Consider the following 12,982-nt stretch of genomic DNA (forward strand, 5'->3'; position numbering starts at 1 on the left):
TCGAAGCATCCGATCGATCACGAGACGTGACATATGGATCCGTCGTCACAGGTGAGCGGCTTGCGCTCTTTACAAGCTATGGTACCTACACGCAAATTTGCGATGGACTTCCCCGTCTGATATGAGGCATCCATCCCGATGAGTGACCCGGCCGTGGACCGCGACGCCGTCACCCCCGCCCCGCCGCCCCCTGATCGCTACTACGCGCTTTCGTTCACGAGCCGGGTTCGGGAGTGAGGTATCCCACCCCGCGAAAGGTTGTGGATCTCAATTTGATGGGAATCCTTGGTGCGCCAGTCGGGTTGATGGTAGGCCGCGCGGGAGCCCGCCAGGGCCGCCAAATGCCGTGCGTACGGGCATGATCGAAAAATTCGGACACGGCGTCCGGGGCCCGGAACAAGATCGAGAGCCCGCCATTCCAGACGCGTACACGTCAAATGTGGCGCACTCCACTTTTCTTGATCCCGGCCTACGACCCCTGATAGCGGTTGGACTCATGTCCCAGACCGCACACATACCCAGCCACCGGAAGCCCCGCCGTGCCGCCTCCTCCACGCGTGCACTCCGCGCCGGGGTCACCGGTGGCTTCCTGACGCTCGCGGTCGCCGGCGCCGCCGCACCCGCTCTGGCCGCCGAGTCGGCCGCCGCCGAGACGACGCTCGAGATGCCGACCCTCGGCGACACCCTGGCGAGCACCGCGGCGCAGTCCGCCGACGCCACCCACCAGGCGGCCTTCGACTACCAGCTCCAGGCGCAGCAGGACCAGGCCGCCGCCAAGGCCAAGACCGCGGCGAAGAAGGCCAAGGTCGAGGCCGACCGCAAGGCCCGCGAGGCCAAGGAGGCGGCGCGCAAGGCCGCCGCCCGCCGCGCGGCGCAGGAGAAGGCCGAGCGGGCGTCCCGAGCCGCCGAGCGCACCACCCTCTCCACCGCGACGTCGAACGCCACGTCCACCGCGACGAAGGCGACCGGCAATGCCGCGACGCTGATCAACTTCCTGAAGGCCCAGCTGGGCAAGGCGTACGTGCTGGGCTCCAGCGGCCCCTCCTCGTACGACTGCTCCGGCCTGACCCAGGCCGCCTTCAACCAGATCGGCATCAGCCTGCCGCGCGTGTCGCAGGACCAGTCCAGCCAGGGCACCGCCGTATCGCTGGACAACCTCCAGCCCGGCGACCTGCTCTACTGGGGTAGCCGGGGCAGCGCGTACCACGTCGGCGTCTACATCGGCGACGGCAAGTTCATCGGCGCCCAGAACCCGAGCACCGGCATCGTCGAGCGCCCGCTGAGCTACGACCCGCCGACCGGCGCCGTCCGCCTCCTCTAAGAGCTGTCCCGTACTGCTGGGACAGTCCGGATTGCGAATACGGCATCCCAGGCGTGGTCCCGGCAGGCCGGGTCTCGCCCCCATAGCCTTCGGCATGGGAGGTACCCCCGGGGGTAGACATGTCGCCCACCGGAATCTGCCGAGCAGAGGCTGTGCTTCACCTGCGGTGAAGCACAGCTGCCACGAGTGTCCGGCCCGGAGGCGCGGACTGCCGTGGTTGACTCGACGGGGCGTCTTGCCGCCCTCTGTCCAGCTCAACGATGCTCTGCTGTCCGGGTCACGGCCACGCGGAGAATTACTATGCGTAAACCTTCTCCACGAACTCGGCGATCTGGGGTTCGGTGAGGTGGTGGGCAAGGTCGGCCTCGCTGATGATGCCGACCAGCCGCTTGTTCTTGTCGATCACCGGCAGCCTGCGGATCTTGTTCTGCTCCATCTCCCGGAGCACATCGCTGACGTCCGCATCGGCCGGTATCCAGCGTGGCGTGCCCTTGGCCAGCTCCCCCGCCGTCGTCCTGGAGCAGTCCTTGCCCTCGGCGACACAGCCGACGACGATGTCGCGGTCGGTCAGGATGCCGCACAGCCGCTCGTTCTCATCGGCGATCGGCAGCGCCCCGACGTTCAGGTCCCGCATCAGCTGAGCCGCGCGGTCCAACGTCTGGGACTTGGGGATCCACTGTGCGCCCGGGTGCATGATGTCTGCGGCCTTGGTCATGGTGTGTCCTCCTGACGGCCCACCGCCGGCGGAACCGACCCGCGGGCCCGATCCGGTGTCACCGCGGCCCGGCGCCACGGCGCCCCCTCTCCTTCAATGTCACCACCGCCCCGGGCGCCTCGCGACCGGCGGCCGCCCGCAAAGCCCTCCCGATCGGCCCCGGACCCGACCCCGGCCCGCCCCGGCCTCCCAGCGGCGGCCTCCGGTGCCCGGTGCCAGACTGAGAACTGCCGGGGCGGCCGCAGCCCCGCGGCGGCGCGGGATCCGGCCCCGGCGACCCCGGCTCACCAGGATCCGCCGAAGGAGCGCACATGCTCACCACCGACTACGTCCCTGGCGCCCCCAACTGGCTCGACCTCGGCACCCCCGACACCGACACGGCCGCCGCCTTCTACACCGGCCTGTTCGGCTGGACTTCGGAGTCGGCCGGTCCCGAGGCGGGCGGCTACGGCTTCTTCAAGAAGGACCGCAAGACCGTCGCGGCACTCGGCCCGCTCCACGAGGAGGGCGCGCGCCCCGCCTGGACGCCGTACTTCCACACCACCGACGCCACGGGCACCGCCGCGCTGGTCGCGGAGGCGGGCGGCACGGTGCGCACCGAACCGTTCGACGTCTTCGACGAGGGGCGGATGGCCCAGTTCACCGACCCCGGCGGTGCCCGGTTCGCCGTCTGGCAGCCCGGCAAGACCCAGGGCCTCGAAGCGGTCACCGAGCAGGGCACGTTGTGCTGGGTGGAGCTGCACACCCCCGACCCGGTCGCCAATATCGCCTTCTACCACACGGTGTTCGCCTGGACCGCCGAGGAGATGTCGTTCTCCGGCGGGACCTACACCGTGCTCTCCACCGCCGGGCCCGGCGGTGAGGGCTCCTTCGGCGGCATGGCACCGCTCCAGCAGGGGCACGACGTCCCGCAGTGGCTGCCGTACTTCGAGGTGGCGGACTGCGACCAGGTCGTCGCCCGGGCCGAACAGCTGGGCGCGTCGGTGCTGATGCCCGCCATGACGGCCGAGGACATCGGCCGTATGGCCTGGCTGGCCGACCCGGCCGGCGCGCACTTCGCCGTCATCACGAGCGCCAACCCGGCGACGGCCGCCTGATCGGCCTGAGCCGCGTCAGGCCTTCGGGGCCACCTTCGCCAGGCCGTTGATGATGCGGTCCATCGCGTCGCCGCCCGTCGGGTCGGTGAGGTTGGCCATCAGCTTCAGCGTGAACCGCATCAGCATCGGGTGGGTCAGACCGCGCTGGGCCGCCAGCTTCATGACCGTCGGATTGCTGATCAGCTTCACGAAGGCGCGGCCCAGCGTGTAGTAGCCGCCGTAGGTGTCCTTGATGACCTTCGGATAGCGCTGGAGGGCCAGTTCGCGGCGGGCGGCGGTGGCGCGGGCGTGGGCCTGGACGATGACATCCGCCGCGATCCGGCCGGATTCCATCGCATAGGCGATGCCCTCGCCGTTGAACGGGTTGACCATGCCGCCCGCGTCACCGACCAGCAGCAGCCCCCGGGTGTAGTGCGGCTGGCGGTTGAAGGCCATGGGGAGGGCGGCGCCGCGGATCGGGCCGGTCATGTTCTCCGGGGTGTAGCCCCAGTCCTCGGGCATCGAGGCGCACCACGCCTTGAGCACCTCGCGCCAGTCCAGCTCCTTGAAGGACCCGGAGGTGTTGAGCACGCCGAGGCCGACGTTGCTGGTGCCGTCGCCCATGCCGAAGATCCAGCCGTAGCCGGGCAGCAGCCGGTCCTGCGGGCCGCGGCGGTCCCACAACTCCAGCCAGGACTCCAGGTAGTCGTCGTCGTGGCGGGGCGAGGTGAAGTACGTGCGCACCGCCACGCCCATCGGCCGGTCCTCGCGCCGGTGCAGCCCCATGGCCAGCGAGAGCCGGGTGGAGTTGCCGTCCGCGGCGACCACCAGCGGGGCGTGGAAGGTGACCGGCGTCTTCTCCACGCCGAGCTTGGCCTGGACGCCGATGACGTTGCCCGTACGGTCGTCGATGACCGGAGCGCCCACGTTGCACCGCTCGTGCAGCCGGGCGCCGGCCTTCTGGGCCTGCCGCGCCAGCTGCTCGTCGAAGTCGTCGCGCTTGCGGACAAGACCGTAGTCCGGGTACGAGGCCAGCTCCGGCCAGTCGAGCTCAAGACGCACCCCGCCGCCGATGATCCGCAGGCCCCGGTTGCGCAGCCAGCCCGCCTCCTCGGAGACGTCGATGCCCATGGCGACGAGCTCCTTGGTGGCGCGCGGGGTCAGCCCGTCGCCGCACACCTTCTCGCGCGGGAACGCCGTCTTCTCCAGCAGCAGCACATCCAGGCCGGCCTTGGCGAGGTAGTACGCCGTGGCGGAGCCGGCGGGCCCGGCGCCGACGACGATGACATCGGCGGTCCGCTCCGTGGATGCGGTCTCGCTCACGCGGGTCTCCCGAAGGCTCGGTAACGGCGTGCCGGTCGCGCCGGGCACTGGACGGTTGCAGTCTATGTGGCGTGCTCCGGCGGATACGGAGGGCCACCCCTGGTCGTGCCTGCCGCGCATCCGGCTTGACGCCGCGATCGCCTGACGCCGTGGTGCTACGGCCTGACGTCGCGGTGGCTGCGGCCTGACGTCGCGGTGGCTGCGGCCTGACGGCGCCAGTGGTTACGGCCTGACGCCCCGGTGGTTACGGCTTGACGCCCCGGTGGAGCGCCACGATCCCGCCCGTCAGATCGCGCCAGGCGACCTTCGCCCAGCCCGCCTTGCCCAGCCGCGCGGCCAGCCCGGCCTGGTCGGGCCAGGCCCGGATCGACTCGGCGAGGTAGACGTACGCGTCAGGGCTGCTGCTGACCGCGGTCGCGACCGGCGGCAGGGCGCGCATCAGGTACTCGGTGTAGACGGTGCGCAGCGGCCGCCAGGTGGGGTGGCTGAACTCGCAGATCACGATGCGCCCGCCGGGCCTGGTCACGCGCAGCAGCTCGCGCAGCGCCGCATGGGTGTCCTGGATGTTGCGCAGCCCGAAGGAGATCGTGACGGCGTCGAAGACCCCGTCGGCGAAAGGCAGCCGGGTCGCGTCGCCCGCCGTGAGCGGCAGCCACGGATGGCGCCGCTTGCCCTCCCGGAGCATGCCGAGCGAGAAGTCGCAGGGGACGACGTACGCACCGGCGGCGGCGAACGGCAGCGAGGAGGTGCCCGTACCGGCGGCGAGGTCGAGCACGCGCTCGCCGGGGCGCGCGGCGACGGCCCGCGCCACGGCCTTGCGCCACAGCCGGGCCTGCCCGAGCGACAGCACGTCGTTGGTGAGGTCGTACTTGGCCGCCACGTCGTCGAACATCGCGGCGACTTCGTGCGGCTGCTTGTCCAGGGATGCTCGGGTCACGCCCCCATTGTTCACCTGGCGCCGGCACGCCCCGCGCGGGGCCCGCCCGTGTCGTTCAGCGGCGGTTCAGCGGCGGCGGTGCACCAGCCGGCCGGCCAGCACCGTGGCCACGCACACGCCGTCCGCGTCGAAGGCCGCGAGGTCCGCCCGGCCGGTCTCGACCAGCGCGGACGGGCGCGGCCGGTCCAGGACGGCGACGCCGCCCCGCCGCGCGGCCGCCAGCAGCTCGGGGTCGGTGACCCGCGCCGCGACGACGGCCGTCGCGCCCAGCCGCAGCAGCGCGTGGATCCGCTCGCGCGGGCTGGGCGCGTCGGGCACCGGCGCGTCGTGGACCAGGCCCGGGCCCAGCGTGCCGGGCCAGTGGCGCACCCGGGCCCGCGGATACGCCCGGAGCAGTTCGTCCAGCGGCCCGACCGCCGCGATCCGGTCGCCGTCGACCGCGACGGCGGCGTCACGCAGCGGCGCCGCGTCGTCGGGGGTGAGCCGGACGAGGGGCGCCGTGTGGAGGGTGAGCATCAGAAGTGTCGTATCAGGAGGTTTATCGGCAGACCTGTCAAGAGGCGTCTCAAGAGGCGTCGATCAGCTTGAGCTCCGGGTGGGCGGTGCCGCCCTCGAGCGCCGTCGACGACAGATGCGAGACGACATGGTCGTCGACCGGGTCGTTCGCCGGGTCGTCGTGCACGACCAGGTGCTCGTACGTGGTGGCGCGCTGCGCGGGCACCCGCCCCGCCGTACGGATGAGGTGGAGCAGTTCCATCCGGTTGGACCGGTGCCGGGCGCCCGCCGAGGAGACCACGTTCTCCTCCAGCATCACCGAGCCGAGGTCGTCCGCCCCGTAGTGCAGCGACAGCTGACCTGCCTCCTTGCCGACGGTCAGCCAGGAACCCTGGATATGGGCCACGTTGTCGAGGAACAGCCGGGCGATCGCGAGCATCCGCAGGTACTCGAAGATGGTCGCCTGCGTCTGCCCCTTCAGGTGGTTGTTCTCGGGCTGGTAGGTGTACGGGATGAAGGCGCGGAAGCCGCCCGTACGGTCCTGCACATCGCGGATCATGCGGATGTGCTCGATCCGCTCGGCGTTCGTCTCGCCGGTGCCCATGAGCATCGTGGAGGTGGACTCGACCCCGAGGTTATGGGCGGTCTCCATGATCTCCAGCCAGCGCTCACCCGACTCCTTCAGCGGCGCGATGGCCTTGCGCGGCCGCTCGGGCAGCAGCTCGGCGCCCGCGCCCGCGAAGGAGTCCAGACCCGCGTCGTGGATGCGGCGGATCGCCTCCTCGGCCGAGACGCCGGAGATCCGGGCCATGTGCTCGACCTCGGAGGCCCCCAGCGAGTGGATCACCAGCTGCGGGAATTCCTTCTTGATGGCCGAGAAGTGCTGCTCGTAGTACTCCACCCCGAAGTCCGGGTGGTGGCCGCCCTGGAACATGATCTGCGTGCCGCCGAGTTCGACGGTCTCGGCGCAGCGGCGCAGGATGTCGTCGAGGTCGCGGGTCCAGCCCTTGGCGGTGTCCTTGGGCGCGGCGTAGAAGGCGCAGAACTTGCAGGCCGTCACGCAGACGTTGGTGTAGTTGATGTTCCGCTCGATGATGTACGTCGCGATGTGCTCGACGCCCGCGTAGCGGCGGCGGCGGGCCGCGTCGGCGGCGGCGCCGAGCGCGTGCAGCGGGGCGGACCGGTACAGGTCGAGCGCTTCCTCCGGGGTGATACGGCCCCCGGCGGCGGCGCGGTCGAGGACGGCCTGAAGCGATGCGTTCTCGGTCACCGGGGCGTCCCTTTCGGCGGGTTGCGGACGGACTGCCCCAGCGTACGCCAGCCCTCACGGCCCCACGCCGAGGCCCCGCGGCGGCCTGCGTGGTGACTCCGTGGCGGCTCTGCGGCGGCTCCGTGGCGGGCCTTCAGCGGAGCGCGGAACGGGCGGTCAGTTCACCTTGCGCAGGGTGCCGCTCGGGTTGCCGCCCTCCTCGTCCGCCGTCTCGTAGCGCAGCGAGCCGTTGGAGGCGAGCGTGAACCGTTCATCGGACGAGCCGGTGCTACAGCCCGTCTGCCTCTCGTCCTTCTTGATCCGCGAGTCGAGGACCAGCACGGTCGAGGTGGCCGAGACCAGCTTCCAGCTGCTGTCGCAGCGGAGCACCAACAGCTCGACCCTGCCACTGCCGACCCTGTCCCCCGGCTTGCCCGGGCGGATGGTGATGGTCAGCTCGCCCCCGGGAGCGCCGGAGTCGGTCGTCAGGTCGCCTTTCCAGGTCCCGAGGAACGCCTTGGGCACGCCCTGGCCGGCACCGTCGCTGTTGTGATCCGTCGCGCTGGGCCCCGGGCTCTTGGTCGCGGAGACGTCGCTGTGGTCCCCGCCCGCGCCGGTGCCCGGCAGCACATGGAACACGACGGCCGCCGTCGTGGCGGCGGCCAGCGCGCCCGCGATCGACAGCACCAGCGTGCAGCTGAGCGCCTTGGGCCGCTTCCTGCCCCCGATGGCGGCGGACAGCGCGAACCTGCGTCCCCCGGCCGGCTGTCCCCCGGCCGGCTGTCCCTCTGGCGGGGCCGGCTCGCCGGGAGCCCGGCCCTCCGGCGCGGCGGCCTGGGCCGGGCCGCCGTACGACGGGTCCGGCGGGCCGAACGCTCCCAGGGGCGCGGGTGTGTGCGCCGACGCCGCCGGGGTCCCGGGAGCCGTGGGGATCACCGGGGCGGGCGGGGTCCCGGGGGTCGACCGAGCCGCCGGCGTGACCGCGGGGACCTCGGGCGCCGACGCGTCCAGGTCAAGGAGCTCCACCGCCCGCCGGCTGACCCGCTCGACCAGCGGCCCGGGCAGCCACCCCGGCCGCACCAGGCCCGAGGCGCCCCCGTCCGGGGCGAGGCGGCTGATGATCCGCTCCGGGGTGGGCCGGGCGGACGGGTCCTTGGCCAGGCAGGCGGCGACCAGGTCCCGCAGCTCCCCGGTGAGGTCGCGGCCGAGCCGGGCCTCCTCGTGGACCACCTTGTAGAGCAGCGCCGCCGAGCTGTCGCCCGGGAAGGGCGGCTCGCCCGTCGCCGCGTACGCCAGCACGGCGCCGAGTGAGAAGACGTCGGCCGCCCCGTCCACGCCCTTGCCCAGGATCTGCTCGGGCGCCATATAGCCGGGCGAGCCGATCGAGGCGCCGGTGGAGGTCAGGGACACCGTGCCCTGCGTGGCCCGCGCTATGCCGAAGTCGATCAGGCGCGGGCCGTCCAGGGCGAGCAGGACATTTGACGGCTTGACGTCGCGGTGGACCAGGCCCAGGGCGTGCACGGCGACCAGCGCCTCCGCCAGCCCCGCGCCCAGGGCCCGTACGGACGGCTCGGGCAGCGGCCCCTCGTCGGCGATGGCCTGGCTCAGGGACGGGCCCGCGACATAGCCCGTGGCCACCCAGGGGACGCGCGCGTCCGGATCGGCGTCCAGGACCGGCGCGGTCCACTTCCCGCCGACCCGCCGCGCGGCCTCCACCTCGCGCCGGAACCGGGCACGGAACTCGTGGTCGAGCGAGAAGTGTGCGTGCACGACCTTCACGGCCACGGTCCGGCCGCCCGCGCTACGCCCCACGAAGACCCGGCCCATACCACCCGAGCCGAGTCGGCCGAGGAGTCGGTATGCGCCGATGACCTGCGGGTCCTCCGCTCCCAGCGGCTCCATCCCGTCGCTCCCCCCTCGCCTGCGCCGCTCCAGCTTAGGTCCTGCCCCGGACATACCGCCCGGAGCGGGACCCGATGCGCACCAAGCCGTTACACCGCTGCCCAGGGCGGTCGGACGGCCGTTTCGCCTCTTTTCACGGCTCGGTTCTCCCCCAGCTACCGCTCGGAGGTGCCCCCGGGGGCGCTACAGCCCTGTCGACGGTCGACCGCGCTCGGCCCTTCACGCGGTAGCCGCATATCGACTGCAGCCTCAGGGCCTCCGCGCGCTCTCCCTTTCACCGTGACATCAGCGCCTCCGGCGCGGGCGACCGCGCCCCTTCGGCTCACTCGCCTTGACGGGAGCCCAGGTCCGCCGGGCGCACCCGTACGTCGGCGGGGTAGCCGGCCACCGGGCCGGTGCGGCGCGCGAACTCGGCGATGCCCTCCAGCTGGCGCTCGCCCAGGCTGAAGTCGAGGGTGGTGAAGTAGCGCTCCAGGACCGACGCCTCCAGCGCCTCCCAGCGCGCCGCCTGCTCGGCGACCTTGGTGACCTCCACCAGGGACAGGTCCCGGGAGTCGAGAAACGCCTCGTGCACCTTGCCGACGATCTCCGGCTCGCGCTCCATGTACTCGCGGCGCGCCGCCCACACCGCGAAGACGAACGGCAGCCCGGTCCACTCCTTCCACATCTGCCCGAGGTCATGGACCTGGAGGCCGAGCTTCGGGGCGTAGTGCAGATTGGCGCGCAGCGCCGCGTCGCCGATCAGCACCGCCGCCTCCGCCTCCTGCATCATCAAGCTGAGGTCGGGCGGGCAGGTGTAGTAGTCGGGGGTGATCCCGTAACGCTCGGCGAGCAGCAGCCGCGCCAGCCGTACGGAGGTGCGCGAGGCGGAGCCGAGGGCGACCCGGGCCCGGTCCAGCTGCTCGAGCGGCAGCTGTGAGACGATCACACAGGACATCACGGGTCCATCGCAGCCGACCGCGATATCGGGCAGCGCCACCAGGTCGTCCGCGTTGCGCAGGAACTCCACCAGGCTGATCGGGCCGATGTCGAGATCGCCGCGGACGAGCTTGTCGTTGAGGGCGTCCGGAGTGTCCTTGGTGAGCTCGACGTCGAGCAGGGCGCCGCTGGTCGCCAGGCCCCAGTAGAGGGGCAGACAGTTGAGGTACTGGATGTGGCCGACCCTCGGCCGGGTCCGGCGGCGGGGCGAGTGGGCACCGCCTGCGGCGGTCGTGGCGTCGTATGTACTCCGGGCGGGGGAACTCGGTGAATTGTCCACATACGGAGGCTAGCCCCGTGTGTCGCACACGACGGTGGCGGGGGCCGCCCGGGAGCCGCCGCGGGGTCGGGGCAGCTCGCCCCGACCTGGGGTCCTATCCAATCGGCCGACCAGGGAAACCCCTCGAATTCGTGATCTTCGGCTCCTTCCCCACGCACACGCAGCGTGCTAAGCTCGCCGCAAGTTGCAGTTTGGTTTCCTTGCAGTACAAAGCCTGCGGAGCATGTAACCGCGGGCTTTTGTAATTTTCAGACTTCTTGCAGGTTCTGGAGCAGGGCAACCCTTTGGCCCAAGGAGGGCTTATGGCTACCGGAACCGTCAAGTGGTTCAACGCCGAGAAGGGCTTCGGCTTCATCGCCCAAGACGGCGGCGGCCCCGATGTCTTCGTTCACTACTCCGCGATCAACGCGTCTGGTTTCCGCTCCCTGGAGGAGAACCAGGCCGTTACCTTCGACGTCACCCAGGGCCCGAAGGGCCCGCAGGCGGAGAACGTCAGCGCGGTCTGAGTAAGCAGTACCCAAGGAGCCCCGGCTTCCGCTTCGGCGGGGGCCGGGGCTCCTGCCTTGTTCTCGACCTTGAAATCTCCCCTATTCACTTAATCGTTTATTCACTTCAGATACCGGCATTGTTTTCTGTGCCATCCGCGATCTTCGCGTTCTTCGCGCTCTTCGCGTTCTTCGCGTTCCCCGCCGCGTACAGCGCCTCGATCTCCTCGGCGAAGTCCCGGGCGACCGCCGCCCGCCTCAGCTTCAGCGACGGCGTCAGATGCCCGGACTCCTCGGTGAACGACACCGGCAGCACGGCGAAGCGGCGGATCGACTCGGCGCGCGAGACCAGCTCATTGGCGTCGTCCACGGCGCGCCTGACCTCCGCGAGCAGCAGTTCGTCGGTGACCAGCCGGCGGATCGGCACGCCCTGCCGCTGCGCCATCCGCCGCCAGTGCGCCAGCCCGTCCGGGTCCAGGGTGAGCAGCGCCGTCACATACGGGCGGTTGTCGCCGATCACCATGCACTGACCGACCAGCGGATGGGCGCGCAGCCGGTCCTCCAGCGGGGCGGGGGCCACGTTCTTACCACCCGATGTGACGATCAGTTCTTTCTTGCGGCCGGTGATGGTCAGATAGCCCTCGTCGTCGAGCGCCCCGAGATCACCGGTGGCATACCAGGTCTCCGGGCCGCCCTCGGGCACGGCGCGCCCCAGCTGCGCGTCCCAGTAGCCGGAGAAGACCTGTCCGCCGCGCAACAGCACCTCGCCGTCCTCCGCGATCCGCACCGCACTGCCGGGCAGCGGCCAGCCCACCGTGCCCAGGCGCGGGCGCAGCGGGGGTGTGACGGTGGCGGCCGCGGTCGTCTCCGTCAGGCCGTAGCCCTCGAAGATCTCGATGCCCGCACCCGCGTAGAAGGCGGCGAGGCGGCGGCCGAGCGGGGAGCCGCCGCAGATCACATAGCGCACCTTGCCGCCGAGCGCGTCCCGGATCCGGCGGTAGACCAGCGGTTCGTACAGCGCGTGGGCGGCGCGCAGCACCGGCCCCGGGCGGCTGCCGCCGCGCCGGGCCTCCTCAAGCGCCACGCCGTACCGCCGGGCCACCCCGGCGGCGCGGTCGAAGGCGCCGACCCGGCCCATCCGCTCGGCCGTCGCCCGTCCGCTGTTGTAGACCTTCTCCAGCACATAGGGGATGGCCAGCAGGAAGGTCGGCCGGAATCCGGCCAGGCCCGCCAGCAGGTCCTCGGTGCGGAGGCTCGGCGCGTGGCCGAGCCGGACCCGGGCCCGGAGACAGCCGACCGCGATCATCCGCCCGAAGACATGCGACAGCGGCAGGAAGAGGAGGGTGGCGGCGGGCTCGTCGCTGACCGTTTTGAAGACCGGGTGGAGCAGTTCGATGGCGTTGTCCACCTCGGCGAAGAAGTTGGCGTGGGTGAGCGCACAGCCCTTGGGGCGGCCCGTGGTGCCCGAGGTGTAGACGATGGTCGCGAGGTCGCCGGGCCCCAGGCCGGTCCGCCGCCGCGCCACCTCCTCGTCCGGGATCGCCCGCCCGGCCGCGTCCAGCTTGGCGACGGCGCCCGCGTCGAACTGCCACAGATGGGCGAGGTCGGGCAGCTCCCGCCGTACGGCGCTGACCAGCCGCGACTGCTCCACGCTCTCGACGACGCAGGCGGCGGCGCCCGAGTCCCGCAGGATCCAGTGCGTCTGCGCCTGTGAGGAGGTGGGGTAGACGGGGACGGTGACCAGCCCGGCGGCCCAGGCGGCGAAGTCGAACAGCGTCCATTCGTAGGTGGTGCGGGCCATGATCGCGAGCCGGTCGCCGGGCCGCAGACCGTGCGCGATCAGGCCCTTGGCGCAGGCCAGCACCTCGGCGGCGAACGCGGCGGCGGTGACGTCCCGCCAGCTGCCGTCCGGGTTCACCCGGCTGAGGACGGGGTCGGCGGGGGCCTGGGCGGCGTTGTCGAACGGGATGTCGGCCAGGCTGCCGCGGGTGACGGGCGGGGCGAGCGGGGGGACGGTGGCCTGCCGTATCCGGCCGCCCGCGGCCTGCAGTTCGGGTGGGGTGAGGGCGGGCGCGGGGGCGAGCGCGGGAGGTGCTGACCGCTGCGGCATGACGACTCCTGACCCCTCAGTAACGTTACTTCAGAGTAACCATCCTTCGATTCCCCCGGGAAGACCTGTGCGAGTGCGCCGTGTGGCGGTGCCTGTTTACGGTGATGCCCT

At 71.6% G+C, this 12,982-nt stretch carries 11 protein-coding genes; 3 read left to right on the top strand and 8 right to left on the bottom strand.

Annotated features, from left to right (window positions below):
• The first annotated feature begins 496 nt into the window (after window positions 1-496).
• Window positions 497-1,321 (top strand): C40 family peptidase, encoded by an 825-nt coding sequence (locus ACH4U7_RS15530; RefSeq protein ID WP_398528420.1) that lies wholly within the window; start codon window positions 497-499, stop codon window positions 1,319-1,321.
• A 298-nt stretch (window positions 1,322-1,619) separates the two neighbouring features.
• On the opposite strand, the gene ACH4U7_RS15535 is transcribed toward ACH4U7_RS15530, so the two are convergent.
• Window positions 1,620-2,036, bottom strand: a complete 417-nt coding sequence (locus ACH4U7_RS15535) for a CBS domain-containing protein (protein WP_385613697.1) — start codon at window positions 2,034-2,036, stop codon at window positions 1,620-1,622.
• A gap of 311 nt (window positions 2,037-2,347) precedes the next feature.
• Between ACH4U7_RS15535 and ACH4U7_RS15540 the strand changes: the two genes are divergently transcribed.
• Complete coding sequence (locus tag ACH4U7_RS15540; RefSeq protein WP_398528421.1) at window positions 2,348-3,133, top strand: VOC family protein; 786 nt, start codon at window positions 2,348-2,350, stop codon at window positions 3,131-3,133.
• A 15-nt stretch (window positions 3,134-3,148) separates the two neighbouring features.
• On the opposite strand, the gene ACH4U7_RS15545 is transcribed toward ACH4U7_RS15540, so the two are convergent.
• From ACH4U7_RS15545 to ACH4U7_RS15570, 6 genes are all read right to left on the bottom strand, one after another.
• Window positions 3,149-4,555: a geranylgeranyl reductase family protein gene (locus tag ACH4U7_RS15545; RefSeq protein ID WP_398528422.1), complete on the bottom strand. Its 1,407-nt coding sequence runs from the start codon at window positions 4,553-4,555 to the stop codon at window positions 3,149-3,151.
• A 124-nt stretch (window positions 4,556-4,679) separates the two neighbouring features.
• Window positions 4,680-5,372: a demethylmenaquinone methyltransferase gene (locus ACH4U7_RS15550; RefSeq protein ID WP_398528423.1), complete on the bottom strand. Its 693-nt coding sequence runs from the start codon at window positions 5,370-5,372 to the stop codon at window positions 4,680-4,682.
• Window positions 5,373-5,438: 66 nt separating this feature from the next.
• Window positions 5,439-5,888, bottom strand: a complete 450-nt coding sequence (locus tag ACH4U7_RS15555; protein WP_398528424.1) for an imidazolonepropionase-like domain-containing protein — start codon at window positions 5,886-5,888, stop codon at window positions 5,439-5,441.
• A 49-nt stretch (window positions 5,889-5,937) separates the two neighbouring features.
• On the bottom strand, window positions 5,938-7,137 hold the full coding sequence (mqnC, locus tag ACH4U7_RS15560; RefSeq protein ID WP_398528425.1) for a cyclic dehypoxanthinyl futalosine synthase: 1,200 nt from the start codon (window positions 7,135-7,137) through the stop codon (window positions 5,938-5,940).
• Between the two features lie 156 nt (window positions 7,138-7,293).
• Window positions 7,294-9,018 carry a protein kinase gene (locus ACH4U7_RS15565; protein WP_398528426.1) on the bottom strand — a complete coding sequence of 575 codons (1,725 nt, stop codon included), beginning with the start codon at window positions 9,016-9,018 and terminating at the stop codon, window positions 7,294-7,296.
• A 322-nt stretch (window positions 9,019-9,340) separates the two neighbouring features.
• Window positions 9,341-10,276, bottom strand: a complete 936-nt coding sequence (locus ACH4U7_RS15570) for a menaquinone biosynthetic enzyme MqnA/MqnD family protein (protein ID WP_398528427.1) — start codon at window positions 10,274-10,276, stop codon at window positions 9,341-9,343.
• Window positions 10,277-10,578: 302 nt separating this feature from the next.
• On the opposite strand from ACH4U7_RS15570, the gene ACH4U7_RS15575 reads away from it, so the two are divergent.
• The gene (locus ACH4U7_RS15575) at window positions 10,579-10,782 is read left to right on the top strand and encodes a cold-shock protein (protein ID WP_009715975.1); all 204 of its coding nucleotides are present in this window, start codon (window positions 10,579-10,581) and stop codon (window positions 10,780-10,782) included.
• A gap of 106 nt (window positions 10,783-10,888) precedes the next feature.
• Here ACH4U7_RS15575 and ACH4U7_RS15580 read toward each other — a convergent pair whose 3' ends face one another.
• Complete coding sequence (locus ACH4U7_RS15580) at window positions 10,889-12,871, bottom strand: AMP-dependent synthetase/ligase (protein WP_398528428.1); 1,983 nt, start codon at window positions 12,869-12,871, stop codon at window positions 10,889-10,891.
• Window positions 12,872-12,982: the final 111 nt, after the last annotated feature.

The organism is Streptomyces sp. NPDC020845, assembly GCF_044334165.1.
In the GTDB taxonomy this organism is placed as follows: Bacteria; Actinomycetota; Actinomycetes; order Streptomycetales; family Streptomycetaceae; genus Streptomyces.

What these genes read in the sequence shown, in the direction of transcription:
- ACH4U7_RS15530 (WP_398528420.1), top strand. Translation starts at nt 497, where the DNA reads ATGTCCCAGACCGCACACATACCCAGCCACCGGAAGCCCCGCCGTGCC.
- ACH4U7_RS15535 (WP_385613697.1), bottom strand. Translation starts at nt 2,036, where the DNA reads ATGACCAAGGCCGCAGACATCATGCACCCGGGCGCACAGTGGATCCCC.
- ACH4U7_RS15540 (WP_398528421.1), top strand. Translation starts at nt 2,348, where the DNA reads ATGCTCACCACCGACTACGTCCCTGGCGCCCCCAACTGGCTCGACCTC.
- ACH4U7_RS15545 (WP_398528422.1), bottom strand. Translation starts at nt 4,555, where the DNA reads ATGCGCGGCAGGCACGACCAGGGGTGGCCCTCCGTATCCGCCGGAGCA.
- ACH4U7_RS15555 (WP_398528424.1), bottom strand. Translation starts at nt 5,888, where the DNA reads ATGCTCACCCTCCACACGGCGCCCCTCGTCCGGCTCACCCCCGACGAC.
- ACH4U7_RS15565 (WP_398528426.1), bottom strand. Translation starts at nt 9,018, where the DNA reads ATGGAGCCGCTGGGAGCGGAGGACCCGCAGGTCATCGGCGCATACCGA.
- ACH4U7_RS15575 (WP_009715975.1), top strand. Translation starts at nt 10,579, where the DNA reads ATGGCTACCGGAACCGTCAAGTGGTTCAACGCCGAGAAGGGCTTCGGC.
- ACH4U7_RS15580 (WP_398528428.1), bottom strand. Translation starts at nt 12,871, where the DNA reads ATGCCGCAGCGGTCAGCACCTCCCGCGCTCGCCCCCGCGCCCGCCCTC.